Below are 1,876 nucleotides of genomic sequence, written 5' to 3'. Positions count from 1 at the left end.
AGGCGATGCCGGCCCGTCTCCAGGCGGCCCTGGCCGCGCGCGGCGTCAGCGTCCAGGTCCGCGCCGCCGGCCGCAACGGCGACACCAGCGCCGGCGGCCTCTCCCGTCTCGAAGGGGCTTTGGGGAACGACACCGCCCTCTGCGTCGTGGCCCTGGGCGGCAACGACCTGCTGCAAGGGCTGCGTCCCGAAGCCACCCGGGCCAACCTGCGCGCCATCCTCACCCGCCTGCGCGAGCGGCGCATCCCCGCCGTCCTGGCCGGGATCAACGCCCCGGCCCTGCTCGGCGCCGACTACGCCCGCCGCTTCAACGCCGTCTACACCGACCTGGCCCGCGACTTCGCCGTTCCCCTGCTGCCCAACCTCCTGGCCGGCATCGGCGGCTCGCGCCGCTACATGCAGAACGACGGCATCCACCCCAATGCCGAAGGGGCCAGGGTGATCGCGGCCAACCTGGCGCCGGTCGTGGCCCAGGCCCTGGCGCGGGGGACGGTGGTGGCGGCGCGCTGACCCCCTCAGTCGGCTTCGCCGACAGCTCCCCCAGAGGGGGAGCATCTTGGCGCTCAGATCCTCCCCCTCTGGGGGAGGTGGCCCGGAGGGCCGGAGGGGGTCGCCGTCAGGCGATCAAAGGAAAAACTCCACCGCCACCAGCACCACCCCGGCGATCCAGGCCGTCTCCACGACCATCAGCGCCACGGGCCGCCAGCCGGCGGTCATCACGTCCTTGAACGAGGTCTTCATGCCCAGGCCCGCGATCGCCGTGACCAGGCACCAGCGGCTGATCTCGGCCGCGCCGTCGACCGCGATCTTCGGCAGCCAGCCCAGGCTGTTCACCACCACCAGGGCCGCGAAGGCGACCAGGAACAGCGGCAGCTGCGGCCTGGCCCCCGTTCCGCCGCCCGGCAGCATCCGCGCCGCCAGGAAGGCGATGGTGAACACCACCGGCAGCAGCATCGAGACGCGAAGGAGCTTCACATAGGTCGCCACGTCGCCGGTGTGGGGCGAGATCATGTAGCCGGCCCCGACCACCTGGGCGACGTCATGGATCGTGCCGCCCAGAAAGACGCCAGCCTTGGTCTGGTCCAGATGCAGGGCCGCCGTCAGCAGCGGATAGGTGATCATGGCGATGGTCGACAGGGTGGTGACCACGACCACCGTCAGGATCGTGTCGCGCTCGCCGTCCTTGTCGCGCGGCAGGACGGACGCGATGGCCAGGGCCGCCGAGGCCCCGCAGATGCCGACCGCCCCGCCCGACAGCACCCCGAAGCCCTGCCGCAGCCCCATCCGCTTGGACAGGAACGCCCCCAGCAGGATCGTCGAGACCACCGCCACGATCACCGTGATGATCGGGGTGAGGCCGAGACTCAGGATCTGCCCCGCCGTGATCCGCGCCCCCAGCAGGGCGACGCCGAACCGCAGTATGGCCTTGGACGAGAACTCGATGCCCGGAACGCAGCGCCCCTCCTCGTGCAGGAAATGGAAGGTCATCCCCAGCAGCAGCGAGAACAGCATCACCGGCGCGCCGTAGTGCTGGGCCAGCCAGGTCGAGGCGAGAGCGATGGTCCCGGCCACCAGCACGCCGGGATAGAGCTTGATCAGCGCCGCCTGGCCGGGGAACCGCTCGCTGGCCTTGGCGGCGGGCGCGGGCTCGGGGCGCGACAGGCCCTCCATGCCTTCCAGCGATTGGAACAGCGCCCGCGCGGCGGCCGCGTCGGTGTCGAGATCGGAATTCATCGCCAGGCCCTTTGACGAGTCGCCATGCCGACGACGCCTTCGTCTGGGCTCTGATGGCCGGGATGGCAAGATCACCCTCCAGCCCTTCTCCCCTTGCGGGAGAAGGTGTCGCCGAAAGGCGACGGATGAGGGGTCTCTCAAAC

2 protein-coding genes are annotated in these 1,876 nt (G+C 71.0%); one reads left to right on the top strand and one right to left on the bottom strand.

Annotated elements, in window-relative coordinates; genetic code table 11:
* A partial coding sequence (locus DMC18_RS23595) for a GDSL-type esterase/lipase family protein (RefSeq protein WP_110133366.1) occupies nucleotides 1-509 on the top strand: 509 nt, incomplete at its 5' end.
* A gap of 114 nt (nucleotides 510-623) precedes the next feature.
* Here DMC18_RS23595 and DMC18_RS23590 read toward each other — a convergent pair.
* Nucleotides 624-1,733, bottom strand: a complete 1,110-nt coding sequence (locus tag DMC18_RS23590; RefSeq protein WP_110117949.1) for a YeiH family protein — start codon at nucleotides 1,731-1,733, stop codon at nucleotides 624-626.
* Nucleotides 1,734-1,876: the final 143 nt, after the last annotated feature.

This window comes from Caulobacter sp. D5, assembly GCF_003185805.1.
GTDB lineage: Bacteria > Pseudomonadota > Alphaproteobacteria > Caulobacterales > Caulobacteraceae > Caulobacter.
This window is presented reverse-complemented; position numbering and strand designations above follow the sequence as displayed.

Coding starts and splice junctions, on each gene's coding strand:
- DMC18_RS23590 (WP_110117949.1), bottom strand. CDS start 1,733: ATGAATTCCGATCTCGACACCGACGCGGCCGCCGCGCGGGCGCTGTTC.